Source organism: Streptomyces sp. 7-21, from assembly GCF_016741785.1.
GTDB lineage: Bacteria > Actinomycetota > Actinomycetes > Streptomycetales > Streptomycetaceae > Streptomyces.
Genome location: NZ_JAERRL010000005.1, coordinates 304,128 through 328,503 on the forward strand (window position 1 = coordinate 304,128; position 24,376 = coordinate 328,503).

The window sequence follows — 24,376 nt, forward strand, 5'->3', positions numbered from 1 at the left end:
GCCGTAGCTCCCCCGGTGCTGATGCCAAGATCCGCCGCAGCACCGCTGTCCGTTCCGTTAACGCGCATCGTTCAACTCCTCCCCAGCCGTGCCACGGGGTGCGCTCCCTCGCACTCCCGTGCCGGCACGGGAGAGATTGTGGCACGGCCGGGGAGGGGAAGAGGGTCAGGCGGCGATGCCGGCCCAGGCGGACTGGCCGAAACTGCCCTTGATCTCGGAAGCGATGTGCTCCGGGTTGACCAGGAAGCCCAGCTCGTAGACGACCGTCTTCTCGCGGCCCTCGACCTTCAGGCGGACGGGGGAGTCGCCCGGGTGGGCGCTCAGGGTCCGCTTGAGCTCGCCGACGACCTCCGGGTTGATGCGGTGCTCCGGCAGCACGAGGACGACGGGAGGCATGCCGCCGTGCTCGGCGGCCGAGATGTCCAGCGCCGTGATCTCCTGGCCGAAGACGCTGATGCTGCTGTCCCGCTCGTTCAGTCGCCCGCGCACGGAGATGACGTTGTCGTCGACCAGCTCGTGCTGCACCAGGGCGTAGGTCTTGGGGAAGAACAGCACGTCCACGCTGGCGTCACGGTCGGCGAGCGTGACGATCGCCCACGGGTCGCCCTGCTTGTTGATCCGCCGGTCGATGGCGCTGATCAGGCCGGAGAGCCTGACCTCGCCCTCGGTGCGGCCGGAGGCCAGCAGCTCCGCGATGGAGGTGTCGCGGTTGCGGGCCAGGATGTGCTCGGCCCCGTCCAGCGGGTGGGAGGAGACGTACAGGCCGAGCATCTCGCGCTCCAGCGCGAGCTTCGTCTTGCGGTTCCACTCCTGGTCGCTGATGGGGAAGTCCAGGCCCATGGCCGGGCTGTCGTCCTCGCCCGTGTCCATCGAGCCGAACAGGTCGTCCTGGCCAATGGCCTGCTGCTTCTTGATCGGGATGACGGCGTCGATCGCCGTCTCGTGGATGTCGCACAGCCCCTTGCGGGTGTGGCCGAGGGAGTCGAACGCGCCGGCCTTGATGAGGGAGTCGATGGTGCGCTTGTTGCACACCGTGAGCTCCGACTTCTCGAGGAAGTCCGCGAACGACGTGTACTTGCCCTTGCGCTTGCGGGTCTCGACCAGGGACTCGATCACGTTGGCGCCGACGTTGCGCACGGACTGGAGGCCGAAGCGGACGTCGTCGCCGACGGCCGAGAAGTCGGCCACCGACTCGTTGATGTCGGGGGAGAGCACCCGCACGCCCATCTTCCGCGCCTCGGCGAGGTACAGGGCGGCCTTGTCCTTGTCGTTGTCCGTGGACGTCAGCAGCGCGGCCATGAACTCGGCCGGGTAGTTGGCCTTCAGGTACGCGGTCCAGTAGGACACCATGCCGTAGCAGACGGTGTGCGACTTGTTGAACGCGTAGCCGGAGAAGGGGACCAGCACGTCCCACACCGCCTGGATCGCCTCGTCCGAGTAGCCGTTCTTCCGGCAGCCCTCCCGGAACGGGACGAACTCCTTGGCCAGCACCTCGGGCTTCTTCTTGCCCATGGCGCGGCGGAGCAGGTCGGCCTGGCCGAGGCTGTAACCGGCCAGGATCTGCGCGGCCTTCTGCACCTGCTCCTGGTAGACGATCAGGCCGTAAGTCGGCTCGAGCACCTCGCGCAGCGGCTCCTCCACCTCCGGGTGGATCGGCTCGATCTCCTGCTGCCCGTTCTTGCGCAGGGCGTAGTTGGTGTGCGAGCCGACGCCCATGGGGCCGGGCCGGTACAGCGCGAGCACGGCGGAGATGTCGTCGAAGCAGTCCGGCTTCATCAGCCGCAGCAGGGAGCGCATCGGGCCGCCATCGAGCTGGAACACGCCGAGCGTGTCGCCCCGGGCCAGCAGGTCGAACGTCTTCTTGTCGTCCAGCGGGATGTCGGCCGTGTTGATCTCGATGCCGCGGTTTTCCTTGATCAGCTGGATGGCGTGATCGATGACGCCCAGGTTCCGCAGGCCCAGGAAGTCCATCTTGATCAGGCCCATCTCCTCGCACTGCGGGTACGAGAAGCCGGTGATGATCACGCCGTCCCGGTCCCGCTTGTGCATCGGGATCAGGTCGAGCAGCGGGGTGCGCGAGAGGATCACGGCGGCGGCGTGGACGCCCGTGCCGCGGATGAGGCCCTCGATGCCGCGGGCGGTGTCGAGGACCTTCTTGACGTCCGGCTCGTTCTCGTACATCTGCCGGACCTCGGCCGCCTCGTTGTAGCGGGGGTGCTCGGGGTCGAAGATGCCGGAGAGCGGGATGCTCTTGCCCATCACGTCCGGCGGCATCGCCTTGGTGATGCGGTCGGACATGGAGAACGGGTAGCCGAGGATGCGCGCGGCGTCCTTCACGGCGGCCTTGGCCTTGATGGTGCCGAAGGTGTTGACCTGCGCGGTGTACTCGGTGCCGTAACGCTCGCTCAGGTAGCGGACCATGACATCGCGCTGGCGGTCGTCGAAGTCGATGTCGACGTCCGGCGGGTTGATGCGCTCGGGGTTGAGGAAGCGCTCGAAGAGCAGGCCGTGGCGGAGCGGGTCGACCTCGGTGATGCCCGTCAGGTAGGCGACCAGGGAACCGGCCGCCGAGCCGCGGCCGGGGCCGACCGGGACGCCGTTCTCGCGCGCGTAGCGGCAGATGTCGGCGACCACGAGGAAGTAGGAGTCGAAGCCCATCGGCGTGATGACGCCCAGCTCCGTCTCCAGGCGCTCGCGGACCTCCGGCGGCGGGTTGTCGCCGTAGCGCTTCTTCAGGCCGCGCTCGCACTCCTTGCGCAGCCAGCTCGCCTGGGTCTCGCCCTCGGGCACGTCGAACTGCGGCATCTGGTCGACGTAGGCGAAGACCTCCTCGTACGACTCGACCATCTCCGCGACGCGCAGGGTGTTGTCGCAGGCCTCGGGGAGATCGCGGAAGAGCGCGCGCATCTCCTCGGGGGTCTTGATGTAGTAGCCGGAGCCGTTGAACTTGAACCGGTTCGGGTCGGCCTTCGTCTTGCCAACGCCGACGCACAGCAGGCTGTCGTGGGCGTCAGCCTGGTCCTCGGTGACGTAGTGCGAGTCGTTGGTCGCCAGCAGCGGGATGTCCAGCTCCTTGGCGATCTTCAGCAGATCCTGGCGGACCTCGCGCTCGATGTCGATGCCGTGGTCCATCAGCTCCAGGAAGTAGTTCTCCTTGCCGAAGATGTCCTGGTATGTCGCGGCCGCCTTCAGCGCCTCGTCGTACTGGCCCAGGCGCAGCCGGGTCTGGACCTCACCGGAGGGGCAGCCGGTGGTGGCGATGATGCCCTCGGAGTACTGCGAGATCAGCTCGCGGTCCATGCGGGGCTTGCCGTAGTAGCCCTCGAACGAGGCGAGCGAGGAGAGCCGGAACAGGTTCCGCAGCCCACGCGCGTTCTTCGCCCACATCGTCATGTGGGTGAACCGGCCGCCGCCGGAGACGTCCTTGCTCCCCTCGCCGTCCTCGGAGACGGCCCGCTTGCCGCCCGGGCCCCAGAAGACTGGCTTCTTCACGAAGCGCGACTCGGGCGCGACGTACGCCTCGATGCCGATGATCGGCTTCACGCCCGTCTTCTTGGAGATGTCGAAGAACTCATACGCGCCGAACATGTTCCCGTGGTCGCTCATCGCGATGGCGGGCATGCCCTGGCGCTCCGCTTCGGCGAACAGCTTGCTGTTCTTGGCAGCTCCGTCGAGCATCGAGTACTCGGTGTGAACATGCAGGTGAACGAAGCTGTCAGCCATGTGGCGAGGGCTCCTCGTGAATGGTTCACAGGGGATACGCGGAAATGAGGAGACCCACCCTAACGCGCGGGACACGGGCTGACGGGGGCGGCTGGCGGGGCGTCAGGGGCCGCTGCGGCAACGGCTGCCGGGAGCCCTTGGCGGCAGCCGGGGCGGAGCCAGAGATGTGACGTGCGTCATGTCGAGTCGGGGGTGCGCCAGGCAGCGCGCACGCCAGCGGGCGCGCTCCGTGCCACGAGCGCGCCCGCTGGCGGCGGTAACGGACGCCGCCGGTCAGTTGTGGCCGAACCGCCGCTGTCGCTTGCGCGGCATGTCGGCCGGCGTCGCGGTGGTGCGCGGCGGGCTGGGCGCGGGAGCGGGCTGCTCACGCGGGGGCGCGGGAGCGGGTGACTGCCGGCGGTCGCGGTTCTTGTTCTTTGCCATCTTCGCCTCCTTGCGGCCTCCTTGGGACGAGGATCGCATCTGCTCGCATAGTTCGCATGTCGGATAATGAGGGCAGCCGACTCGCCACGCCGAAGATCGAGTTGGGGCAGATAAGAACCGGCTGGTCGGGCAGACTCATGAAAATGCCCGAGGGGCGAGGCCTGGCGAAAGAAGGTGCATCGTGGACCGCTGCGTCGTCCTGGTGGACGCCGGTTACCTGCTGGGCGCCGCCGCCAGCCTGCTGGCCGGCGAGCCGTCCCGGCCGCGCATCACCGTTGACCACGCCGCGCTGATCCAGGGGCTGCGCGAGCGGGCCGAAGAGGAGACCGGGCGGGGCCTGCTGCGCATCTACTGGTTCGACGGCGCCCCCGACCGCGTCCCCCAGCCCGAGCACCGGCGGCTGCGTGTCATGCCACGCGTCACCGTGCGGCTCGGCGCCCTCACCCGCAGCGACGGGCGCTGGGCGCAGAAGGGCGTGGACGCCGCCATGCACGCCGAACTCACCGAGCTCGCACGCAACCGCGCCTGCGCCGACATCGTCCTCGTCACCGGCGACGGCGACCTGCTGCCCGGCCTGATGTCCGCCAAGGAACACGGCGTCGCCGTGCACCTGTGGGCGGTGCAGGCGGCCGACGGCGACTACAACCAGTCCGAGGACCTCGTCGCCGAGGCCGATGAGCGGCGCGTGCTCGACCGGGCCTGGATCACCCGCGCCGTCCGCCTCAGCGAGCCGCCCGCCGCGTCCCCCCACCCGGAACCCCGTTCCGAGATCGCCGCCATCCTGGCCGCGCCGCCGCCCGAGCCCGCCCCGGCCCGGCCCGCCGTCCACCCGGCCCCGAGCCGGAACGGCACCACCCCGCCCCGGCCGCCCGCCGCGTGCGCGGCGCCCGCCGGCCGCGACAGCGCCCCCGGCGGCCACAAGACCGTGCCCACCCCCAAGGACCTCGCCACGCTGGGATCCCGCCCGCCGCAGCCGGAGCCCGAGCCCACCGCCACGCTGCGCTGGTCATCCGACCGCGGCTGGGTCGACCGGGGCGTGCCGGAGGAGTCACCCGAGGCGGCGGCGCTGCCGATGCTCTCCGAACTCACCTCACCCGAACAGCGCTGGGCCGACCGCGAGGAGGACATCACGGCCGTCAGCGGCGATCCGTTCGAGGTCGGGCAGGTCTTCGCCCGCCGCTGGGCCGAGCGCCTCACCACCCCCGCCCACCTGGCCCAGCTGGCCGGCCAGTACCCCCGCATCCCGCACCGCATCGACGGCGAGCTGCTGCGCTACGCGGCCCGCTTCGGCCTGCTGTCACACAAGGACGACCAGCTCGACGAGCGCGACCGGTACGCCATCCGGGCCGGCTTCTGGCGGGAGGTTGACGCCAGGACCGGCACCGAACGCGCCTCCTGACGGTGGTCCGGCCCGCCCCGCGGGCCCGGCGGAGCCAACCCCCGCTGCCCGCGCGCGGCGGCCGGCCACGTAGGCTCGGCTGCCGTGCCCACTTCCACCGCGCGGGCCGGGCAGCAGGCCAACGACCGCACCGCGCCGCCCGGCACGGCCGCCGAGGCGGCCTTCACCGTGCGCGGACTCGTCAAGACCTACCGCGGCAAGCGGGGCACCGAGCCGGTGACGGCCAGCGACGGCGTGCACCTCGACGTCGCCCGGGGCGAGATCTTCGGCCTGCTCGGCCCGAACGGTGCCGGCAAGACCACGCTCGTCAAGCAGCTCACCGGGCTGCTGCGCCCCGACGCGGGCAGCATCACGCTGCTCGGTCACGACCTGGTGCGCCACCCCCGCCGGGCCGCCCGCCTGCTGGCCTACCTCGGGCAGGAGTCCACGGCGCTGGATGAGCTGACCGTCGCCCTCGCCGCCGAGACCACCGCGCGGCTGCGCGGCCTGGCCGCGCCCGCCGCCCGCCGCGAGCGGGACGAGGTCCTCGACGAGCTGGGCCTGGCGCCGCTGGCCTCCCGCCCGCTCAAGCGCCTCTCCGGCGGCCAGCGGCGGCTGGCCTGCGTCGCCGCCGCGCTGACCGGCGGGCGGCCCGTGCTCGTGCTCGACGAGCCCACCGCCAACATGGACCCCGTCGCCCGCCGCGCCGTGTGGGCCGCCATCGACCGGCGCCGCGCCGAGCACGGCACCACCGTCCTGCTCGTCACCCACAACGTCCTGGAGGCCGAGACCGTGCTCGACCGGGTCGCCGTGCTCGACGCCGGACGGGTCATCGCCTGCGACACCCCCGGCGGCCTGAAGGCCCTCGTCGGCACCGACGTGCGCCTCGACCTCGTCTGGCGCGCCGATCCGCCCGGCGACGAGCCCGCGCTGGCCGCCCTGCGCGCCGCCGCCGACGTCAGCGGCCGCCGCTGGACGCTGCGGCTGCCGCCCGAGGAGGCCCGGGCCGCCGTCACCACCGTCACCCAGGGACCGGCGTTCGCCGCGCTGGACGACTTCACGCTCGCCACCCCGAGCCTGGAGGACGTCTACCTGGCGCTCGGCGGCCGCGGCACCGGGCTGGTGCGCTCATGACCGCCCCGCTCGCGCCGCCCGCCCGGCTGTGGCCCGCGCTCGCCGCGGTCTACCGCGCCCAGCTCTCCCGCGCCCGCGTCGCCCGCATCCCGCTGCTGTTCGTCGCGACGTTCCAGTCCCTGGGAATCATGGTCCTGATGCGCGGCGTCGTGGACGGAGGCGGCGGCGCCGACGCGGACGAGGCCCGTGCCGTCGTGGCCGGGTCGGCCGTGCTCGTCGTCGCCTTCGTCGCCCTCAACCTCCTCGCCCAGTACTTCGGGCAGCTGCGCGCCACCGGCGGGCTCGACCACTACGCCACGCTGCCCGTGCCCGCCGCTGCCGTGGCGCTGGGGACGGCCGCCGCCTACGCCTCGTTCACCGTGCCCGGCGTGCTCGTCACCGCCCTGGCCGGCGGCCTGCTGTACCAGCTGCCGCTGGGCGGGATCTGGGTGGCGCTCGCCGTCGTCCCCCTGGCCGGCGCGGCGCTCGCCGGGCTCGGCGCCGCGCTCGGTCTGCTCGCGCCGCGTGCGGAGCTCGCCACACTGTGCGGGCAGATCGGCATGTCGGCCGCCCTGCTCCTGGGCGTGCTGCCCGCCGCCAGCCTGCCCGGGCCGGTGCGCTGGCTGCGCGACCTGCTGCCGTCCACCTACGGCGTGGAAGCGCTCGCCGGGGCGCTGCGGCCCCGCCCGGACTGGGGCTCCATCGCCGCCAATCTCGGCGTCTGCGCGGCCGTCGGCGCCGCCGCCCTCGCGCTCGCGACCTGGGCCTACCGCCGCGCCGCGCGGCGCTAGGGCCGCGCGCACGGCCACGCTCAGCCGAACGGCCGTCCCAGGCACCGAACACACGCCCGCACCTGGCAGGATGACCGGGTGACCCCACCTCAGCCATCACCCGACCACGACACTGATCGCGACACGGACCACACCGCCGGCGCCGGCGGTGCCCACGGCCCCGCCCCCGCCTCGCGGCATGACCCCTGGGCCGCGCCCCCGCCCGCCGGGGATGACGCCGGGCCCGCGGCGGCGGGCCGGTGGCGCGGCGAGATAGCCGAGGGGCTGGCGGTGGCGGCGGCGGTCGCCGCCGTGACCGGCGTGGCGCTGGGACTGCTGTGGCTGTGGCTGGCGCCGCGCGTGCCGCTCGTCTACGACGGCGAGGCCGTGCTGCTCAGCAACGCCGAGGGCGAGGAGGCCATCGGCGCCGACGGCACGTTCCTGCTGCTGGGCCTCGGGCTCGGCGCCGTGGCGGGCGGCGTGGTGTTCCTGCTGCGCCGCCACGGCGGCGTCGGGGTGGCCGCAGGTCTCGCCGCGGGCGCGCTGGGCGGCTCCCTGCTGGCCTTCCGCCTCGGGGTCTGGCTGGGCCCCGGCGAGGACATCGCCGCCCGCGCCCACCAAGCGGGCCGCGGTGTCGTCTTCGACGCGCCGCTCGACCTCGGCGCCCACGGTGTGCTGTTCGGCCTGCCGTTCGCCGCGCTCGCTGTGCACCTGCTGTGCGTCGCCGCCTGGGGGCCGCGCGACCCCGAGCCGCGGCCCGCCGAACGGCCCCACTGGGGCGGCTGACTCCCCTTTGCCTGCTCAGTCCCGCGCGATCGGCGCGGTCACCGCGCCGGTCAGCGCCACCAGGCGGGGGCCAGCTCGATCTCCAGGCCGCGCCGCCCGGCCGAGACGAACACCGACGGGTGCCCCAGCGCCGAGCCGTCCACGACGGTCGGCAGCCGCTCGCGCTGGCCCAGCGGCGAGATCCCGCCCCGCACGTACCCGGTCGTCCGCTCGGCCACCGCCGGGTCGGCCATCGCCGCCCGCTTCCCGCCCACCGCCGCCGCCAGCGCCTTCAGGGCGAGCGAGCCCGCCACCGGCACCACGGCGACCACCAGCGCCCCGTCCACCTCGGCGACCAGCGTCTTCAGCACCCGCGCCGGGTCAGTCCCCAGCGCCCGCGCCGCCTCCTCGCCGTACGAGGCGGTGCCCGGGTCATGTGCGTAGGAGTGCACGGTGAACGGCACGCCCGCCCGCGCCGCCGCCACCGTCGCCGGGGTGCTGCCCGCGCCCGCCTGGCCGTCCCGCCGCTTCCTGCCCACGCTCCGCCTCCCCTCGCCGCCCGGCGGCCCCGGGCCTTGTCAGTCAGGTCAGTCAGGTCAGACAGGTCAGTCAGTTCAGGCTGGTCGGCCGCGCCGTCAGGTCGGCGGCGGGCACCGACGGCACCCTGCTGATCAGGGCGGTCTCCCGGCGCAGGACCGACAGCTCCTCGGCCAGCCGCGCGGCGGTGTCGGGCATCTCCAGCAGCCGCTGCTTGTCGGCCGTGTACAGCCTGGCCGCCGCCGCCACCAGGTAGGAGACCACCCCCGGTTCCCGGGGCAGCTCCTGCCCCGGCGCCAGCGTGCGCTCGCTCGCACCCGCCAGCGCGCGCTGGTAGGCGCGGAACGCCCGCAGCACGCCCTCCGCAAGTGCCCCGGCGCCTTCGCCCGGCTCCTCCGGCACCCGCTCCACCTCGGCCGTCAGGTACGGCCCCGAGGCGTCGACCGACAGCAGCCGGCACCGGGTCGTGCCGGTCGCCAGCACCTCATAACCGGCAGCATCCCCGGCAGCACTCCCGGCCGGGCCCGCCTCCGGCCGGGGCCGGATCGTCGAGGCGTCCGCGACGCAGCCGACGCGGTAGAACGAGTCCATCGGATCGGGCGCGAACCCCGCGCCCGGCCCCGCGTCCGGCGGCTGGGCGCCCTCCTCCGGCAGGCCGGTCGCGGCCGGGACCACCTCGTGCCCGTCTTTGATCGCCACGACCACGAACGGTCTGGGGCCGTCCTCCGGCAGGTCAAGCAGGTCCCGCATCAGTGCCCGGTAGCGCGCCTCGAAGACGTTCAGCGGCAGCACCAGACCGGGAAACAGCACCGTGCTGAGCGGGAACAGCGGCAGACGGGTGGTGGTCACAGGGGGCGAGCCTATCGGCTGGCCCGGCACGCGGGACCGCTGCCGAGCCCGCATCGTGAAACCGGCTGAGGGGTCACCCGCGCGGTCTGCGAGACTGGAGCCGTGCTGAACCGAATCGATCTGCGGGACTCCGGCTCCCCCGGGGTCGACCGCGAGCTGCTGCCGCGCGCCGAACTCGACGTCGAGGCCGCCGTTGAGGCGGTCCGTCCCATCTGCGAGGACGTGCGCCATCGCGGCACCGCGGCACTGATCGACTACGCGGAGCGATTCGACGGCGTCCGCCTCGAGACCGTGCGCGTCCCCGCCGAGGCGCTCGAGCGGGCCCTGGCCCAGCTGGACCCGGCGGTGCGCGCGGCCCTGGAGGAGTCCATCCGGCGCGCCCGGGCCGTCCACCGCGACCAGCGGCGCACCGACTCCACGGTCCAGGTCGTGCCCGGCGGCACCGTCACCGAGCGGTGGGTGCCCGTGGACCGCGTGGGCCTGTACGTGCCGGGCGGCCGGGCCGTCTACCCGTCCTCCGTGGTGATGAACGTGGTGCCCGCCCAGGAGGCGGGCGTCGGCTCGCTCGCCGTGGCCTCGCCCCCGCAGCGCGAGCACGGCGGCCTGCCGCACCCCGCCATCCTCGCCGCCTGCGCCCTGCTCGGCGTGGAGGAGGTCTACGCGGCGGGCGGCGCCCAGGCCGTCGCGATGTTCGCGTACGGCACCGAGGACTGCGCGCCGGTCAGCCTCGTCACCGGCCCGGGCAACGTCTACGTCGCCGCCGCCAAGCGGCTGCTGCGCGGCCTCGTCGGCATCGACGCCGAGGCGGGGCCCACCGAGATCGCCGTCCTGGCCGACGGCAGCGCCGACCCGCGCATCGTGGCCGCCGACCTGATCAGCCAGGCCGAGCACGACGTGCTGGCCGCCGCCGTCCTGGTCACCCCGGACGAGACGCTGGCCGACGCCGTGGACGCCGAGCTCGCCACGCAGGTCGCCGCCACCAAGCACCAGCAGCGCATCACCCAGGCGCTCGGCGGGCGCCAGTCCGGCACGGTCCTGGTCCGCGACCTCGGCCACGGCCTGGCCGTGGTGAACGCCTACGCGCCCGAGCACCTGGAGATCATCACCGAGGACCCCGCGGGGCTGGCCGCGGGCGTGCGCAACGCCGGGGCGGTCTTCCTCGGCCCCTACGCCCCGGTCTCGCTGGGCGACTACTGCGCGGGCTCCAACCACGTCCTGCCCACGGGCGGCTGCGCCTGCCACTCCTCGGGGCTGTCCGTGCAGTCGTTCCTGCGCGGCATCCACGTCGTGGACTACGGCCGCGAGGCCCTGGCGGAGGTAGCGCGGCACGTGGTCACCCTCGCCGACGCCGAGGACCTGCCCGCCCACGGCGCGGCCGTCCGCGCGCGGTTCGACTGGAAGACCCCGCCAAGCCCGTGAGCACCACCCCCCGACGACAGGCACCATGACCAGCATCGACGATCTGCCCATCCGGGACGAGCTGCGCGGCAAGTCGCCCTACGGCGCCCCGCAGCTGGAGGTCCCGGTGCGGCTGAACACCAACGAGAACCCCTACCCGGTCCCGGACGCCCTGGTGCGCCGCATCGCCGAGCGCGTCTCCGAGGCCGCCCGCACCCTCAACCGCTACCCCGACCGCGACGCCGTCGCGCTGCGCACGCAGCTGGCGTCCTACCTCACCCGCACCACCGGCTACGAGCTGGGGCCCGCCCGGGTATGGGCCGCCAACGGCTCCAACGAGATCATCCAGCAGCTGCTCCAGGCGTTCGGCGGTCCCGGGCGCACCGCCATCGGCTTCGACCCCACCTACTCGATGCATGCCCTGATCGCCCGGGGCACCGGCACCGGCTGGATCTCCGGGCCGCGGCGCGAGGACTTCACGGTGGACACCGAAGCGGCCACCGCCGCCATCCGCGAGCACCGGCCGCACGTGGTGTTCGTCTGCTCGCCCAACAACCCCACCGGCACCGCCGCCGATCCCGAGGACGTCATCGCCCTGTACGACGCGGCGCAGCGGGCCGCCGGGGGGCACGGCGCGCTGCTGGTCATCGACGAGGCGTACGCCGAGTTCAGCCACCGCCCCTCGCTGCTGCCGCTGCTGGAGGGGCGCCCCAACCTCGTCGTGACGCGGACGATGTCGAAGGCGTTCGGCGCGGCCGGGCTGCGGCTGGGCTACCTGGCGGCCGACGCGGCCGTGGTCGACGCGGTCCAGCTGGTGCGGCTGCCGTACCACCTCTCCGCCGTGACGCAGGCCACGGCGCACGCGGCCCTGGAGTTCGCCGATACGCTGCTCGGGTACGTCGAGGAGCTCAAGGCCGAGCGCGACCGGGTGGTCAAGGAGCTGCGCGCGATGGGCTGCGAGGTGACCGACTCCGACGCCAACTTCGTGCAGTTCGGGCGCTTCGACGACCCCAGGGCCGTCTGGCAGCGGCTGCTGGACCGGGGCGTGCTGATCCGCGACTACGGCATTCCCGGCTGGCTGCGCGTGACGACGGGTACCCGGCCGGAGAACGACGCGTTCCTCGACGCGATGCGCGCGGTGATGGACACGCCGTCGGGCGGCGGGGGGAACAGCAAGAGCAGGGAGAGCGAGGGCAACACATGAGCCAGGTGGGACGCGTGGGGCGCGTGGAGCGCACCACCAAGGAGACCTCCGTGACCGTCGAGATCAACCTCGACGGCACCGGCCAGGTCGAGGTGGCCACCGGCGTCGGTTTCTTCGACCACATGCTCGACCAGCTCGGGCGGCACGGCCTGTTCGACCTGACGGTCAAGACCGAGGGCGACCTGCACATCGACAGCCACCACACCATCGAGGACACAGCCCTGGCGCTCGGCGCCGCGTTCCGCCAGGCGCTCGGCGACAAGCGCGGCATCGTCCGGTTCGCCCACGCCTCCGTGCCGCTGGACGAGTCGCTCGCCCACGTCACCGTGGACCTGTCCGGCCGCCCCTACCTGGTGCACTCCGAGCCGGAGGGCATGGCCCCGATGATCGGCTCCTACGACACCACGATGACGCGGCACATCCTGGAGTCGTTCGTCGCCCAGGCCCAGGTCGCGCTGCACGTCCAGGTGCCCTACGGGCGCAACGCCCACCACATCGTGGAGTGCCAGTTCAAGGCGCTGGCCCGCGCCCTGCGGTACGCCAGCGAGCTCGACCCGCGCCAGACCGGCATCCCCTCGACGAAGGGCGCGCTGTGAACGGCGTCTCGACCCTGCTGATCGTCGTCGGGCTGTTCCTGGCGGGCGGCGTGTACTCCTTCCACAAGCAGCAGATGCCCAGGGGAGTCGTCGTGCTGCTGGCCATCGGCAGCGCGATGTGCCTGCTGGCCGGCGTGCTGAGACTGGAGGTGTGAGATGGCGGCCTCGGCCGCGGCGGCGAAGGACGTCGTCGTCTTCGACTACGGCTTCGGGAACGTCCGGTCCGCCGAGCGCGCGCTCGCCCGGGCGGGCGCCCGTGTCGAGATCACCCGGGACTTCGACCGCGCGATGAACGCCGACGGGCTGGTCGTGCCCGGCGTCGGGGCGTTCGCCGCCTGCATCGCCGGGCTGCGCGAGGCCCGGGGGGACTGGGTCATCCAGCGGCGGCTCGCGGGCGGCCGGCCGGTCCTCGGCATCTGCGTAGGCATGCAGATCCTCTTCGAGCGGGGCATCGAGCACGGCACCGAGAGCGAAGGGCTGAGCGAGTGGCCCGGCACCGTCGGGCCGCTGAAGGCGGACGTCGTCCCCCACATGGGGTGGAACACCGTGCGCGCCCCCCAGGACTCCGCGCTGTTCGCCGGGACCGGCCCCGAGGAACGCTTCTACTTCGTTCACTCCTACGCCGTCCACGACTGGGAGCTGCCCGCCCCGGCCTCGGCGGCGGTGACCGCGCCGAAGGTCACCTGGTCCACCCACGGCGAGCCGTTCGTCGCCGCCGTGGAGAACGGCCCGCTGTGGGCCACCCAGTTCCACCCCGAGAAGTCCGGCGACGCCGGCGCCACGCTCCTCACCAACTGGATCGAGACCCTGTGATGACCCCCGCACTCGAACTCCTTCCCGCCGTCGACGTCCGCGACGGCCAGGCCGTGCGCCTCGTGCACGGCGAGTCCGGCACCGAGACCGGCTACGGCGACCCGCTGACCGCCGCGCTCACCTGGCAGCGCCAGGGCGCGACCTGGCTCCACCTGGTGGACCTCGACGCCGCGTTCGGCACCGGGAACAACCGGGAGGTCATCGCCGAGGTCGTCCGCGCCATGGACATCCGCGTGGAGCTGTCCGGCGGCATCCGCGACGACGACACGCTCGCCGCCGCCCTGGCCACCGGCTGCACCCGGGTGAACCTGGGCACGGCAGCGCTGGAGTCCCCCGAGTGGGTCGCCAAGGTCATCGCCGAGCACGGAGACCGCATCGCCGTGGGCCTCGACGTGCGGGGCACCACCCTGCGCGGCCGGGGCTGGACCCGCGACGGCGGTGACCTGTACGAGACGCTGGAACGGCTCAACCGCGAGGGCTGCGCCCGGTACGTCGTCACCGACATCAACAAGGACGGCACCCTCAAGGGCCCCAACCTCGACCTGCTCCGCTCGGTCTGCGCGGCCACCGACCGGCCCGTCGTGGCCTCCGGCGGGGTGTCCTCCCTTGACGACCTGCGCGCCCTGGCCACCCTGGTACCGCAGGGCGTCGAGGGAGCCATCGTGGGCAAGGCGCTCTACGCCAAGGCGTTCACCCTGGAAGAGGCGTTGGAGGCAGTGTCGGTATGACGATCGAGCGCGTGCGGACCGGAGCGAGCCCGTGGCAGGAGAGCATCGGATCCGCGCGCGCCGTGGCGGCCGGCGACCTGGTGCTGGTGGCGGGGACGATGCCCCCGGCGGCCGGCGCCGCCGCCACGGGCGACCCGTACGAGCAGGCGCGCGCCGCGTTCGCCGACGCGGTGGCCGCGCTGGGGCCGTTCGGCCTCGGCGTCGAGTCGGTCATCCGCACGCGCGTCTACCTCAGTCACGGCAGGGACGCCGAGGAGGTCGTGCGGGCGCACAAGGACGTGTTCGGAGAGACCGGCCCGGTCGCCACGCTGGTCGTGGTGGCGGGCTTCGCCGACTCCCGGGTGCTGGTCCAGGTCGAGCTGGAGGCCTACCGGGGGACGGCTGCACAGCGAGGAGAGCCGTAGCGTGAGTCTGGCCGTACGAGTCATTCCCTGCCTGGACGTGGACGGCGGCCGGGTCGTCAAGGGCATCAACTTCCAGAACCTCCGGGACGCGGGCGACCCCGTGGAGATGGCCCGCGTGTACGACGCGGAGGGCGCGGACGAGCTGACGTTCCTCGACATCACGGCCTCCTCGGGCAACCGGGAGACCACCTACGACGTGGTGCGGCGCACGGCCGAGCAGGTGTTCATCCCGCTGACGGTCGGCGGGGGAGTGCGCTCGGCCGAGGACGTGGACCGGCTGCTGCGCGCCGGCGCGGACAAGGTGGGCGTCAACACGGCGGCCGTCGCCCGGCCCGAGCTGGTGCGGGAGATCTCCGAGCGGTTCGGCAGCCAGGTGCTGGTGCTGTCGGTGGACGCCCGGCGCTGCCGCGAGGGCACCACCACGCCGTCCGGCTTCGAGGTGACCACCCACGGCGGGCGGCGCGGGACCGGCATCGACGCCGTCGAGTGGGCGCACCGCGCCGCCGAGCTGGGCGCCGGCGAGATACTGCTGAACTCCATGGACGCCGACGGCACCAAGGACGGCTACGACACCGAGATGATCAAGGCGGTGCGTGCCCACGTGCGCATCCCGGTCATCGCCTCGGGCGGCGCGGGCGCGCCCGGTCACTTCGCACCGGCGATCGAAGCCGGCGCCGACGCGGTTCTCGCCGCCTCCGTCTTCCACTTCGGCGACCTGCGGATCGGCCAGGTCAAGGACGCGCTGCGGCAGGCCGGCCAGCCAGTGCGCTGACGGTGCCCGCAGGGCCTGCAGGCCGCACGCCCCGGTCGGGAGGCGCGCCACCGTAACGGCGGCGCCCCCGCCCGTCCGGAGCCGTGCGGCCCGGACAGGCGGGGGCGCGGGGTGCGGGGGCATGCCCAGGGGAGCCGCTCATCCCCCCTTGCGCGCCGCCCGCAGGTACTCGCGGTTCATCGTGGAGATCGCCGTCAGCGGGATGCCCTTGGGGCAGACCGTGGCGCAGGCGCCGGTGTTGGTGCAGCCGCCGAAGCCCTCGCTGTCCATGGTGTCGACCATGTCGAGCACCCGCGACTCCCGCTCGGGCGCGCCCTGCGGCAGCGAGTTGAGGTGCACCACCTTCGCCGAGGTGAACAGCATCGCCGAGCCGTTCGGGCAGGCCGCCACGCAGGCACCGCAGCCGATGCACTCGGCGTGCTCGAAGGCCGTGTCCGCCGCGTCCTTGGGCACGGGCGTGGCGTGGGCCTCCGGCGCCGAGCCCGTCGGAGCGGTGATGTAGCCGCCGGAGCCGATGATCCGGTCGAACGCCGACCGGTCCACCACGAGGTCCTTGACCACGGGGAACGCCGCCGCGCGCCACGGCTCGATGTCGATGGTGTCGCCGTCCGAGAAGTGCCGCATGTGCAGCTGGCAGGTCGTGGTCCGCTCGGGGCCGTGCGGCTGGCCGTTGATGACCATGCCGCAGGCACCGCAGATCCCTTCGCGGCAGTCGTGGTCGAACGCCACGGGCTCCTCGCCCCGCTGGATCAGCTCCTCGTTGAGGGTGTCGAGCATCTCGAGGAAGGACATGTCGGGGGAGATGTCCGTGACCTCGTAGGTGGTCATGGCGCCCTCGGCGTCGGGACCGGACTGGCGCCAGATGCGCAGGGTGAGGTTCACGCGTAGCTCCGCTGGGTCGGGTGGACGTACTCGAAGGTCAGGGCCTCCTTGTGCAGGACGGGAGCCTGGCCGGTGCCGGTGAACTCCCAGGCCGCCGCGTAGCAGAACTCGTCGTCCCGGCGGGCGGCCTCGCCCTCGGGCGTCTGGCTCTCCTCGCGGAAGTGGCCGCCGCAGGACTCCTCGCGGTGGAGCGCGTCCAGGCACATCAGCTCCGCCAGCTCCATGAAGTCCGAGACGCGGTTGGCCTTCTCCAGCGACTGGTTCAGCTCGCTGCCGCTGCCCGGCACCCGGATCCGCTCCCAGAACTCCTCGCGCAGCGCGGGGATCCGCTCCAGCGCCTTGCGGAGCCCGGCCTCCGAGCGGGACATGCCGCACTCGTCCCACAGCAGCTGGCCCAGCTCGCGGTGGAAGGAGTCGGGGGAGCGGTCGCCGTTGTTCGACAGCAGCCGGTAGAGCCGGTCGGTGACGTTGCTGACGGCCTCGGTGACGGCCGGGTGGTCCTCGCCGATCTCCTTGTCGCGCGGGTTGCGGGCCAGGTAGTCGGCGAGCGTGGCCGGGAGGATGAAGTAGCCGTCGGCCAGGCCCTGCATCAGCGCCGAGGCGCCGAGCCGGTTCGCGCCGTGGTCGGAGAAGTTGGCCTCACCGATGGCGAACAGCCCCGGAATGGTGGTCTGGAGGTCGTAGTCCACCCACAGGCCGCCCATCGTGTAGTGGATGGCCGGGTAGATCCGCATCGGCACCTGGTAGGGGTCCTCGGCCGTGATGCGCTCGTACATCTCGAAGAGGTTGCCGTACTTCTCGGCGACCTTCTCGCGGCCCATGCGGGCGATGGCGTCGGCGAAGTCCAGGTAGACGCCCTGCCCGCCGGGGCCCACGCCGCGGCCCTCGTCGCAGACGTTCTTGGCGGCCCGGGAGGCGATGTCGCGCGGCACCAGGTTGCCGAAGGACGGGTAGATCCGCTCCAGGTAGTAGTCGCGCTCGTCCTCGGGGATCTCGGCGGGCGGGCGGGTGTCGCCTTTGCGCTTGGGCACCCAGATGCGGCCGTCGTTGCGCAGCGACTCGCTCATCAGCGTCAGCTTCGACTGGTGGTCGCCCGAGCGCGGGATGCAGGTGGGGTGGATCTGCGTGAAGCAGGGGTTGCCGAAGTAGGCGCCGCGGCGGTGGGCCCGCCAGATGGCTGTCGCGTTGGAGTTCTTGGCGTTGGTGGACAGGTAGAAGACGTTGCCGTAGCCACCGGTGGCCAGGACGACGGCGTCCGCGAGGTAGGTGTCCACCCGGCCGGTGATCAGGTCCCGGGCGACGATGCCGCGCGCCCGGCCGTCGACCACGATCAGGTCGAGCATCTCGGTGCGCGGGTGCATCTCGACGTTGCCCGCCGCGATCTGGCGGGAGAGCGCCTGGTAGGCGCCCAGCAGCAGCTGCTGGCCGGTCTGGCCGCGGGCGTAGAAGGTGCGGGAGACCTGCACGCCGCCGAAGGAGCGGGTGTCGAGCAGGCCGCCGTACTCGCGGGCGAACGGCACGCCCTGGGCCACGCACTGGTCGATGATCTCGACCGAGACCTGGGCCAGCCGGTAGACGTTCGACTCGCGGGCGCGGAAGTCGCCGCCCTTGACGGTGTCGTAGAACAGGCGCTGGATGGAGTCGCCGTCGTTGCGGTAGTTCTTCGCGGCGTTGATGCCGCCCTGGGCGGCGATGGAGTGGGCGCGCCGCGGCGAGTCCTGGTAGCAGAACTGCACGACGTGGTAGCCCTGCTCCGCCAGCGTGGCGCCGGCGGCGCCGCCCGCCAGGCCGGTGCCGACGACGATCACGGTGTGCTTGCGGCGGTTGGCGGGGTTGACCAGTTTCGCCTCGAAGCGGCGCCGGTCCCAGCGCTCCTCGATCGGGCCGCCCGGCGCCTTGGTGTCGGCGATGGGCTCGCCGGTGGTGTAGTCCGCGTAGGAGGGCATGTCAGTCCACCAATCCCGTCATCACGCCGATGGGTACGGAGAGGAAGCCGGCGATCAGCACCAGGGCGAAGCCGTTGGCGGTCGCGCGCAGCACGCGGTTGCGGGCCGGGCTGCCGGCGCCCAGGGTCTGGGCGGCGCTGAAGAGGCCGTGCCGCACGTGCAGCCCGACGGCGAGCATGGCCACGATGTAGATCGTGTTGCCGTACCAGGTGCTGAACGTCTCGGTGATGTTGTGGTAGGGCTCGCCGGACCGGAAGTCGGGGTTGACCGTGCCGGTCGTCAGGTCGAGCACGTGCCAGAGCACGAACAGCGCGATGATCACGCCGCCCCAGCGCATCGTGCGGGTCGCGTAGGTCTGCGGCTGGCGCCGGTGCACGTAGCCCACGGGGCGGGCGGCCAGGTCCCGGCGGCTGAGCTGGACGGCGGCGACGATGTGCCCCACGACGGCGGCGAGCAGCACCGGGCGCATGAGCCACAGGAACCACTCGTGGTGCAGCACGGGCTCGCCGATGGTGCGCAGCCAGTGGGCGTAGCCGTTCATCTCGTCCGGGCCGAAGAACACCTTGAGGTTCCCCAGCATGTGCGCCACCAGGTAGAGCAGCATGATGACGCCGGTGACGGCCATCACCGTCTTCTTGCCCACCGTCGAGCGCCAGACCCTGACCACCATGGGGGCCGGCGCACGGGGGCCGCTTCGCTGATCACTCGCCACAGCCATGACATCAGACGGTAGGAAAGACCAGCGTCATCAGTCCAAGACATAGCTTCGCTGATTCCCATAGGCATCGCCTATCGAGGTCGGGTCCCTGCGAGTAGGCTCGGTGCCATGCAGCTCCAGCAGCTCCGCTACTTCACCGCCGTCGCCGAGATGCGGCACTTCACGCGGGCGGCGCAGCGCGAGCACGTGGCACAGCCGTCGCTGTCCCAGCAGATCCGCGCGCTCGAACGCGAGCTGGGAGCCGAGCTGTTCCACCGGGCGCGCGGCCACATCACGCTGACCGACGCGGGCACCGCCCTGCTGCCCCTGGCCCGCCGCATCCTCGCCGACGCCGAGACCGCACGCCGCGAGGTGCAGGAGGTCGCCCAGCTGCGACGGGGGCGCGTGCGCCTGGGCGCGCCTCCCAGCCTCTGCGCCAGCCTGGTGCCCGACGTGCTGCGCAGGTTCAAGGACAGCTACCCGGGGGTGGACCTCTTCGTCCACGAGGACGGCTCCCAGGACCTGGTGCGCATCCTCGCCGCCGGCGAGCTGGACCTGGCCCTGATCATCACGCCCGTGCCCGGCCAGGCGCCCGCGCTGACCACCCGCGAGCTGCTGCGGGAGGAACTCGTCGTGATCTCCGCTCCCGAGGACCCGCCGCCGGTGCCCGAGGGATCACGCATCCGCATCCGCGACCTGCGCGACCGGCCGCTGGTGATGTTCCGGCGCGGCTACGACCTGCGGGAGCTGACCCTCGCGGCGTGCGGCCGCGAGGGCTTCGAGCCGGCCTTCAGCGTCGAGGGCGGCGAGATGGACGCGGTGCTCAACTTCGTGCGGGCCGGGCTGGGGCTCGCGGTGGTGCCGAGCATGGTGGCCGCGCGCTCCGGGCTGCGCGCCACGCCGTTCGCGCCCCCCGGGCTGCACCGCACCATCTCAGTCGCGCACCGCAGCGACGTCTCGCCGCCGCGCGCGGCCCGCGAACTCCAGCGCATCGTCATCGGTTCGGTCCGTCCGGCCCGTGACGGCGGCCACGTCCCGCAGACGGGTCAGGCCGCCCCCGGCTCCTCGGCCGGCTCGCCGTCCCCGGCCTGACGGGTCTGCCTGCGGTGCTCCACGGCCACGGTCGCCAGGGCCAGCAGCCCGCCGGTCACGAGCAGCAGCGGCAGCAGCATCCACACGAACACGCCGCACATCACGCAGGCGAAGGCCAGCAGCACGGACCCGGAGACGTCCCCCGCCGCCCGCTGGGCCGCGGCACGCACCAGCGCGCCCGCCGCCGCGGCGCCTGCCGCCTCGCGCGGCCCCTCCTCCCAGGCGGCCGCCGTGCGCAGCAGCAGCACCGCCAGCGCCGCGAGCAGCACCAGCGAGGCCACGCGCACGCCGCCGGACCCGGGAACGACGCCGGCCTGCCCCAGCGACAGGTTCCACAGCAGCAGCAGCGCAACCAGGGTGAAGCCGGCCGCGGCGGCCCACAGCGCGCGCCAGGCCGCCGCGAAGTCCCGCAGCAGGTCGGCCATGCGCACGCTCCGCCCGGTTACGTGGCGCCTGAGATGCGCGACGCCGGCCGCCACCGCCGGGAGGGCGGTGACGACCGGCAGGGACAGCACGGCGACCACGACGCCCGTGATCAGGATCTCGCCGAACAGACTGAACCCGGTGGTCCAGCGCCTGGCGCCCGGCTCGGCCATCTGGTCCGTCCCTTCTGTCGCTGCTCAGGGCCCGTCCGGCCTGCCTGGCCGGCCCGGCCGCGTCAGCTCTTCATGCCCGAGGTGGCCATGCCCTCGACGATATAGCGCTGGAAGAGGGCGAAGAACAGCAGCACGGGGACGAGCGCGAGGACCGCCGCCGCCATCTGGCCGCCGTAGTCCGAGACGCTCGTCTGGTCCACGTACTGGCGCAGCATGAGCGGCAGGGTGTAGTTGTCCGGCGACCGCAGGTAGATCAGCGGCGCCAGGAAGTCGTTCCAGCTCCAGATGAACGCGAAGATCGACGCGGTCGCCAGCACGGGCCGCATCAGCGGCAGCATGATCCACAGGAAGATCCGGCCGTGGCCGCAGCCGTCGATGCGCGCCGACTCGTCCAGCTCCCGCGGCACCGTGCGCATGAACTGCACCATCAGGAAGACGAAGAACGCCTCCGAGGCCAGGAACTTGCCGATGAGCAGCGGCGTGAACGTGTCCACCCAGCCCAGCTCGTTGAACATGATGAACTGCGGGATGATCACCACGTGGTACGGCAGCAGCAGCGTGCCGATCATCAGCGCGAAGTACAGGTTCCGCCCCGGGAAGGAGATCCGGGCGAAGGCGTAGGCCGTCAGCGAGCACGACAGGCAGACGCCGATCACGGACCCGACCGCGAGGATCATCGAGTTCGTGAAGTACGTCCAGAACGAGATGCCGCCGATGCCCTCCAGAGCGGTTCTGAAGTTGTCCAGCGTGCTCTCGTCCGGTATCAGCCCGGTCTCGCCGATGATGTTGCTGCTCGGCCGGAACGCCGAGATCACCATCCAGGCGCCGGGGTAGAGGATGATCACCGCCAGCGCGATCGACACGGCGTGGAACACGACGGTCCTGGCGGCGCGGCGGCCCCGGCGGCGCTGCGGCCGTGCGGCGTGACGCGGCGGTGTGGCGGCCGTCTTCCGGGTCATGATGGTGGTCATCGCCCCTCCCCCGCGTAGAACACCCAGTAGCGGGAGGTCCGAAAGAAGATCAGTGTGATGATGCCGACGGCGATGACCAGCAGCCACGCCATCGCGGCGGCATAGCCCAGCTGGCCACGGGGACCGAAGCCGCTCTCGTACAGGTAGAGGGTGTAGTAGAGCAGCGAGTTGTCCGGGCCGTGCCCGCCCTGGGCGATGATGTACGCCGAGCCGAAGACCTGGAACGAGTGGATCGTCTCCAGCACCAGGTTGAAGAACAGCACGGGCGACAGCATCGGCAGCGTGATGTGCCAGAAGCGGCGCACCCTGCCGGCGCCGTCCATGGCCGCCGCCTCGTACAGCTCGTTCGGGATCTGCTTCAGACCGGCCAGGAAGATGACCATGGGCGCGCCGAACTGCCAGGTCGTCAGCAGGATCATCATCGCGAGCGTCAGGTCGGGATCACCGATCCAGCCGCCCTCGGACAGGCCGAAGAACTGGCCGGTCTCGTCGACGATGCCGTTGTCGTTGAACATCGCCCGCCAGACGATGGCGATCGAGACGCTGGCGCCGATCAGCGACGGCGCGTAGAAGAGCGAGCGGTACGTGCCCTGCCCGCGGCGCCGGTTGTTCAGCAGCATGGCGATGGCCAGCGCTGCCGCCAGCTTGACGGGCGTGCCGATGACCGCGTACTTCACCGTCAGCTCGACGGAGTCGAGGAAGAGCGGGTCATCGAAGAGCCGCTCGAAGTTCTCCAGTCCGATCCACTCGCCGCCTCGGATCGGGTGGTAGTCAGTGAACGCCAGGTAGGCGGACGCGACCATGGGGCCCGCCGTCAGCGCGATGAACCCCAGCAGCCAGGGGGCGAGGAAGACATAACCGGCCCGGGTCTCGGCCCCCCGGCGCGCCGGCCGCCGCGAGGACGGCCGGCGCGCGGGCTTGCCGGTCTCCGGAGCCCGGGGCGCCTCTTTGGTGATAGTCACGAGGAGCTTCCGTTCGGTGGTGCGGTGCGGTCGGACGTCCGGACACCGGCACGATCAGTAGGTGACGATGTTTGTTTCGAGGGAGTCGAAGACACGTGAGACGTACTCGTCGACGCCGATCGTGCCGAAGCCGAACTCCTTGCCGATGATTTCGACGTACTCGTTCTCCACGGCGCCGAAGCCCTGCGCGTGGATGGGTGTGGTCTCGGTGGCGTAGCCCTCTTCGCGGACGCGCTGCTCGTACTCGATGACCTTCTCGTCGTAGCTGCCCGGCTCGACCTCGAGGGCCTCCAGGCGCTGCTGCGAGGCGGGCACGCCAACCTCGGTGCCGATGATCTGCCCGGCCTCGACGTCGTTGACCAGGAAGTTGATCAGCTCGGCGGCCTCTTCGGGGTGGTCCGTGTTGGCCCCCATCGACATCTGCATGCTCGGCTTGAAGAACATGTGCTTCTGGCCGTCAGGGCCGGAGGGCGGAGGCATCAGCTCCAGGTTCTCGGTGTCCAGCTGGGAGCCGTAGTTGGCCAGGAAGTTGTCCCAGGTGAACTCGGCCACGGACTCGCCCGAGTCGAACGCGCCCAGCGGCTCCAGCTGCTCGTTGCGCTCCGCGGGGAAGGTGTAGGGGCGCACCTCGTCGCCGGACTCCAGGAACTCCTGCAGGTCGTCCTCGGTGAAGTTCCAGTCGCCGTCGGGGTCGAACGGCTGGATGCCCTGCTGGAGCAGGTGGTGCATGAACAGCCACCAGATGGTGGTGTGGTCCGTGGCGCCGTAGATCCGCGGGTCGTGGTCCTCTCCGGCCTCGGTCACCTCGGCGACGAAGTCGTAGTACTCGTCCCAGGTGTAGTCCCAGTCGGGCGCCTCGACGTCGAGCTCGTCCAGCAGGTCCGGGTTGATGATCAGGGACCAGGTGTTGGTGCTCAGCGGGATCCCGACCCGCTGCTCATTCACCACTCCGGCTTCCAGGACATTCTCGTCAATAGTCGATATGTCGAGCTGCTCTCCTTCGAATTCGCTCATGTCGTACAGCAGGCCGTTGTTGGCGTATTCCTGGATGTACGACGTGTCCATCTGAAGGACGTCCGGGAGGTTGCCGCCCGTGGCATCCGTGCTGCGCTGCGTCCAGTAGTTAGGGAAATCGGCGAAGCTGGTCTGCACCCTGATGTTCGGATGCTGCTCCTCGAAGAGCTCGATGGCTCGCTCGTACCGGTTGGCCCGCTCATCGGCGCCCCACCATGTGAAGTTGAGGGTCACCCGGCCGCCATCGTCGCCTCCGTCGCCGGAGCCGCAGGCGGTGAGCGCCAGCGAGCCGACGGCGGCTGCGGCCAGACCGCGCATCGCGGTCCTCTTGATTGACATGAGAGCCTCCCTGCTCTGTCAATGCGTAACGGCACTTCGCAAGCCGTGTGTCTGCTGTGCATAAAGCGTTCTGTGACACGCGCGAAGTGAATCGTTACAATACCGCCACGAAGTGTGAAGGCAACGCGGCAGCGGATAACTATTCGGACACGCCATATCCGTCAGCTGGGCCGTCGCCAATTCCCCTGCGGTGGCAGGGGTTTCGGCAGCCGGTTCAGTCTGGGCGGAAGCGGGAATGCCCGGCTCGCGGTGCCCGGTGGCGGCCTGGGGCGGGCGCCGTCGCGGCCGCGTGGGCTTCGCGGCTCCCTTACCCATGGCGGTGACCCTTTCCTCGGTCCACTCGTGAATCGATTCATTCCACGCTCGGCCGGTGCCCCGGTCAGAAAAAAGGGGGAGAGGGGCGC

General features: G+C 72.0%; 23 protein-coding genes and 1 pseudogene. 13 read left to right on the forward strand and 11 right to left on the reverse strand.

Going from position 1 to position 24,376, the window contains the following annotated elements; genetic code table 11:
* Positions 1–165 precede the first annotated feature (165 nt).
* Positions 166–3,723, reverse strand: coding sequence for a DNA polymerase III subunit alpha (dnaE, locus tag JK356_RS08945; protein WP_201867047.1), 3,558 nt, complete (start codon positions 3,721–3,723; stop codon positions 166–168).
* A gap of 273 nt (positions 3,724–3,996) precedes the next feature.
* Positions 3,997–4,146 carry a hypothetical protein gene (locus JK356_RS08950; RefSeq protein WP_201867048.1) on the reverse strand — a complete coding sequence of 50 codons (150 nt, stop codon included), beginning with the start codon at positions 4,144–4,146 and terminating at the stop codon, positions 3,997–3,999.
* Positions 4,147–4,327: 181 nt separating this feature from the next.
* Here JK356_RS08950 and JK356_RS08955 point away from each other — a divergent pair, with 181 nt between their 5' ends.
* The 4 genes from JK356_RS08955 to JK356_RS08970 all read left to right on the forward strand — a co-directional run bounded on the left by JK356_RS08955 (position 4,328) and on the right by JK356_RS08970 (position 8,193).
* Positions 4,328–5,545 (forward strand): NYN domain-containing protein, encoded by a 1,218-nt coding sequence (locus JK356_RS08955; protein WP_201867049.1) that lies wholly within the window; start codon positions 4,328–4,330, stop codon positions 5,543–5,545.
* Between the two features lie 84 nt (positions 5,546–5,629).
* Positions 5,630–6,658: an ABC transporter ATP-binding protein gene (locus tag JK356_RS08960; RefSeq protein WP_201867050.1), complete on the forward strand. Its 1,029-nt coding sequence runs from the start codon at positions 5,630–5,632 to the stop codon at positions 6,656–6,658.
* Positions 6,655–7,428: an ABC transporter permease gene (locus JK356_RS08965; RefSeq protein WP_201867051.1), complete on the forward strand. Its 774-nt coding sequence runs from the start codon at positions 6,655–6,657 to the stop codon at positions 7,426–7,428. Before JK356_RS08960 ends, JK356_RS08965 begins: the two co-directional genes overlap by 4 nt.
* A gap of 78 nt (positions 7,429–7,506) precedes the next feature.
* A complete protein-coding gene (locus JK356_RS08970) occupies positions 7,507–8,193 on the forward strand; it encodes a hypothetical protein (RefSeq protein ID WP_307815483.1) in 687 nt (228 codons plus the stop codon).
* 15 nt (positions 8,194–8,208) lie between these two features.
* Here the strand turns inward: JK356_RS08970 and ybaK are convergent.
* Together ybaK and JK356_RS08980 are read right to left on the reverse strand one after the other, a co-directional pair.
* Positions 8,209–8,711: pseudogene (gene ybaK, locus JK356_RS08975) on the reverse strand (Cys-tRNA(Pro) deacylase).
* Between the two features lie 70 nt (positions 8,712–8,781).
* The gene (locus JK356_RS08980) at positions 8,782–9,558 is read right to left on the reverse strand and encodes an LON peptidase substrate-binding domain-containing protein (protein ID WP_201867052.1); all 777 of its coding nucleotides are present in this window, start codon (positions 9,556–9,558) and stop codon (positions 8,782–8,784) included.
* A gap of 102 nt (positions 9,559–9,660) precedes the next feature.
* On the opposite strand from JK356_RS08980, the gene hisD reads away from it, so the two are divergent.
* Genes hisD through hisF form a run of 8 tightly spaced genes read left to right on the forward strand, consistent with a single transcriptional unit; the run spans position 9,661 to position 15,473 of the window.
* Positions 9,661–10,977 carry a histidinol dehydrogenase gene (gene hisD, locus JK356_RS08985; RefSeq protein ID WP_201867053.1) on the forward strand — a complete coding sequence of 439 codons (1,317 nt, stop codon included), beginning with the start codon at positions 9,661–9,663 and terminating at the stop codon, positions 10,975–10,977.
* Between the two features lie 25 nt (positions 10,978–11,002).
* Entirely contained in the window at positions 11,003–12,160 is a 1,158-nt protein-coding gene (locus tag JK356_RS08990; RefSeq protein WP_201867054.1) for a histidinol-phosphate transaminase, read from the forward strand.
* Between the two features lie 5 nt (positions 12,161–12,165).
* Entirely contained in the window at positions 12,166–12,756 is a 591-nt protein-coding gene (hisB, locus tag JK356_RS08995; protein ID WP_201867140.1) for an imidazoleglycerol-phosphate dehydratase HisB, read from the forward strand.
* Positions 12,753–12,911 carry a hypothetical protein gene (locus JK356_RS09000; RefSeq protein ID WP_201867055.1) on the forward strand — a complete coding sequence of 53 codons (159 nt, stop codon included), beginning with the start codon at positions 12,753–12,755 and terminating at the stop codon, positions 12,909–12,911. The genes hisB and JK356_RS09000 overlap by 4 nt, the downstream gene beginning before the upstream one ends.
* A 1-nt stretch (position 12,912) precedes the next feature.
* On the forward strand, positions 12,913–13,569 hold the full coding sequence (hisH, locus tag JK356_RS09005; RefSeq protein WP_201867056.1) for an imidazole glycerol phosphate synthase subunit HisH: 657 nt from the start codon (positions 12,913–12,915) through the stop codon (positions 13,567–13,569).
* Positions 13,569–14,297, forward strand: coding sequence for a bifunctional 1-(5-phosphoribosyl)-5-((5-phosphoribosylamino)methylideneamino)imidazole-4-carboxamide isomerase/phosphoribosylanthranilate isomerase PriA (gene priA / locus JK356_RS09010; RefSeq protein WP_201867057.1), 729 nt, complete (start codon positions 13,569–13,571; stop codon positions 14,295–14,297). Before hisH ends, priA begins: the two co-directional genes overlap by 1 nt.
* Positions 14,294–14,701, forward strand: a complete 408-nt coding sequence (locus tag JK356_RS09015; protein WP_201867058.1) for a Rid family hydrolase — start codon at positions 14,294–14,296, stop codon at positions 14,699–14,701. The genes priA and JK356_RS09015 overlap by 4 nt, the downstream gene beginning before the upstream one ends.
* Position 14,702: 1 nt before the next feature.
* A complete protein-coding gene (gene hisF, locus JK356_RS09020; protein ID WP_201867059.1) occupies positions 14,703–15,473 on the forward strand; it encodes an imidazole glycerol phosphate synthase subunit HisF in 771 nt (256 codons plus the stop codon).
* Between the two features lie 138 nt (positions 15,474–15,611).
* On the opposite strand, the gene JK356_RS09025 is transcribed toward hisF, so the two are convergent.
* Genes JK356_RS09025 through JK356_RS09035 form a run of 3 tightly spaced genes read right to left on the reverse strand, consistent with a single transcriptional unit; the run spans position 15,612 to position 19,019 of the window.
* A complete protein-coding gene (locus JK356_RS09025) occupies positions 15,612–16,355 on the reverse strand; it encodes a succinate dehydrogenase/fumarate reductase iron-sulfur subunit (protein ID WP_201867060.1) in 744 nt (247 codons plus the stop codon).
* Positions 16,352–18,301 (reverse strand): fumarate reductase/succinate dehydrogenase flavoprotein subunit, encoded by a 1,950-nt coding sequence (locus tag JK356_RS09030; protein WP_201867061.1) that lies wholly within the window; start codon positions 18,299–18,301, stop codon positions 16,352–16,354. Before JK356_RS09030 ends, JK356_RS09025 begins: the two co-directional genes overlap by 4 nt.
* Before the next feature lies 1 nt (position 18,302).
* The gene (locus tag JK356_RS09035) at positions 18,303–19,019 is read right to left on the reverse strand and encodes a succinate dehydrogenase cytochrome b subunit (protein WP_201867062.1); all 717 of its coding nucleotides are present in this window, start codon (positions 19,017–19,019) and stop codon (positions 18,303–18,305) included.
* Between the two features lie 108 nt (positions 19,020–19,127).
* Here JK356_RS09035 and JK356_RS09040 point away from each other — a divergent pair, with 108 nt between their 5' ends.
* Positions 19,128–20,090: a LysR family transcriptional regulator gene (locus JK356_RS09040; RefSeq protein ID WP_201867063.1), complete on the forward strand. Its 963-nt coding sequence runs from the start codon at positions 19,128–19,130 to the stop codon at positions 20,088–20,090.
* Here the strand turns inward: JK356_RS09040 and JK356_RS09045 are convergent.
* The 4 genes from JK356_RS09045 to JK356_RS09060 form a co-directional block, all read right to left on the reverse strand.
* On the reverse strand, positions 20,045–20,686 hold the full coding sequence (locus JK356_RS09045) for a hypothetical protein (protein WP_201867064.1): 642 nt from the start codon (positions 20,684–20,686) through the stop codon (positions 20,045–20,047). The genes JK356_RS09040 and JK356_RS09045 overlap by 46 nt on opposite strands.
* A gap of 62 nt (positions 20,687–20,748) precedes the next feature.
* Entirely contained in the window at positions 20,749–21,657 is a 909-nt protein-coding gene (locus tag JK356_RS09050; protein ID WP_236670969.1) for a carbohydrate ABC transporter permease, read from the reverse strand.
* Positions 21,654–22,619: a carbohydrate ABC transporter permease gene (locus JK356_RS09055; protein ID WP_201867065.1), complete on the reverse strand. Its 966-nt coding sequence runs from the start codon at positions 22,617–22,619 to the stop codon at positions 21,654–21,656. The genes JK356_RS09050 and JK356_RS09055 overlap by 4 nt, the downstream gene beginning before the upstream one ends.
* Positions 22,620–22,673: 54 nt before the next feature.
* Positions 22,674–23,972: an ABC transporter substrate-binding protein gene (locus JK356_RS09060; protein WP_201867066.1), complete on the reverse strand. Its 1,299-nt coding sequence runs from the start codon at positions 23,970–23,972 to the stop codon at positions 22,674–22,676.
* Between the last annotated feature and the right edge of the window lie 404 nt (positions 23,973–24,376).

Bases quoted from the DNA above. Each gene is read 5' to 3' on its own strand.
- dnaE (WP_201867047.1), bottom strand. From the start codon at position 3,723: ATGGCTGACAGCTTCGTTCACCTGCATGTTCACACCGAGTACTCGATG.
- JK356_RS08950 (WP_201867048.1), bottom strand. From the start codon at position 4,146: ATGGCAAAGAACAAGAACCGCGACCGCCGGCAGTCACCCGCTCCCGCG.
- JK356_RS08965 (WP_201867051.1), top strand. From the start codon at position 6,655: ATGACCGCCCCGCTCGCGCCGCCCGCCCGGCTGTGGCCCGCGCTCGCC.
- JK356_RS08990 (WP_201867054.1), top strand. From the start codon at position 11,003: ATGACCAGCATCGACGATCTGCCCATCCGGGACGAGCTGCGCGGCAAG.
- hisH (WP_201867056.1), top strand. From the start codon at position 12,913: ATGGCGGCCTCGGCCGCGGCGGCGAAGGACGTCGTCGTCTTCGACTAC.
- priA (WP_201867057.1), top strand. From the start codon at position 13,569: ATGACCCCCGCACTCGAACTCCTTCCCGCCGTCGACGTCCGCGACGGC.
- JK356_RS09015 (WP_201867058.1), top strand. From the start codon at position 14,294: ATGACGATCGAGCGCGTGCGGACCGGAGCGAGCCCGTGGCAGGAGAGC.
- JK356_RS09030 (WP_201867061.1), bottom strand. From the start codon at position 18,301: ATGCCCTCCTACGCGGACTACACCACCGGCGAGCCCATCGCCGACACC.
- JK356_RS09035 (WP_201867062.1), bottom strand. From the start codon at position 19,019: ATGGCTGTGGCGAGTGATCAGCGAAGCGGCCCCCGTGCGCCGGCCCCC.
- JK356_RS09040 (WP_201867063.1), top strand. From the start codon at position 19,128: ATGCAGCTCCAGCAGCTCCGCTACTTCACCGCCGTCGCCGAGATGCGG.
- JK356_RS09045 (WP_201867064.1), bottom strand. From the start codon at position 20,686: ATGGCCGAGCCGGGCGCCAGGCGCTGGACCACCGGGTTCAGTCTGTTC.
- JK356_RS09050 (WP_236670969.1), bottom strand. From the start codon at position 21,657: ATGACCACCATCATGACCCGGAAGACGGCCGCCACACCGCCGCGTCAC.
- JK356_RS09060 (WP_201867066.1), bottom strand. From the start codon at position 23,972: ATGTCAATCAAGAGGACCGCGATGCGCGGTCTGGCCGCAGCCGCCGTC.